The sequence below is a fragment of the Actinospica durhamensis genome (genome assembly GCF_018139695.1).
GTDB lineage: Bacteria > Actinomycetota > Actinomycetes > Streptomycetales > Catenulisporaceae > Actinospica > Actinospica durhamensis.
In genome coordinates, this window is the sequence record NZ_JAGSOG010000624.1 from 1 (window position 1) to 923 (window position 923).

At 64.8% G+C, this 923-nt stretch carries 1 protein-coding gene and 1 pseudogene; both read left to right on the forward strand.

Going from position 1 to position 923, the window contains the following annotated elements:
- Positions 1-132: 132 nt before the first annotated feature.
- A pseudogene (locus KDL01_RS44990) lies at positions 133-300 on the forward strand (IS5/IS1182 family transposase); the annotation flags it as partial.
- Positions 301-309: 9 nt separating this feature from the next.
- Entirely contained in the window at positions 310-714 is a 405-nt protein-coding gene (locus tag KDL01_RS41430) for a hypothetical protein (protein ID WP_212534196.1), read from the forward strand.
- Positions 715-923 lie beyond the last annotated feature (209 nt).

Here is a 923-nt window from a genome sequence, read left to right on the forward strand (position 1 = left end):
GACATCCCCACGCCGACCGGAGCGACCCCGCGCCAGATCGGGCTACCGACTACCGCGACCCTCCTGCCGATCATCGCGGTCAACCAGGCAAAACGGCAGTTAACTTGACAAATCAGATTCCACAGAACGATCCGCTGGCGGGTCGAGCAGACCCTCGGCACCCTGATGATCCACCGCCGCCTGGTACGCGACTACGAGATCAACCCGGCCACCAGCGAAACCCGGGTGTACTGGGCCATAACCGATCTGATGACCCGCCGCCTGACCGGCACCTCCACCCCGACCTGGCGCGGAACATAGAAGGACACGATGACCCGAACGATCCTGGACCTCGTCGCCGAACGCGAGCAGCTTCTGCGCACCCACACCGACTACCTGCGCGTACAGATCGAGCAGATCACCGCCGAGGCCGCGGAACTCGAAGCCGAACTCGCCGACCTGGCCATCACCCGCAAAGTCCTGCTCAGCCTCGAGATCGACCAGGCCGAGATCCCAGGGCAGCCGGCCCTTCCCGAGAACCCCGCGTGCCAGCACATCCTGGCCGCCCTCGCCGACGCCGGCGGGCCCCTCCGCGCGAAAGACCTCTGCCACGCGCTCGACCTCGGCCTGGAACCGAAGAACATCGAGGGCATGCGCGCCAAGCTCAAGCGCCTGGTCGCCCGCAGCCTGATCACCGAGGACGTGCCCGGCCAGTTCGCCCTCCACCATCAGTAAACGAACACGCCCACGCACCCGAGGCACGCGCCTAATCGACTCTCAAAGACGAAACAGACAATAGCCCACATCCTGCCCTCTGACTGGGCGTTTGAGCATGGTATTTCGTCCGAACATGGGGTATGTCGGGTGCGGTGTTCGTCCGGTTCGTGCGCCTTGCCGGTAAGTGCACCCCGCGGTTCGGGCGGATGGCTGTCTAGTTTGCTATG

Excerpts from the sequence above, each read along its gene's own strand:
- KDL01_RS41430 (WP_212534196.1), top strand. The coding sequence starts at position 310 with ATGACCCGAACGATCCTGGACCTCGTCGCCGAACGCGAGCAGCTTCTG.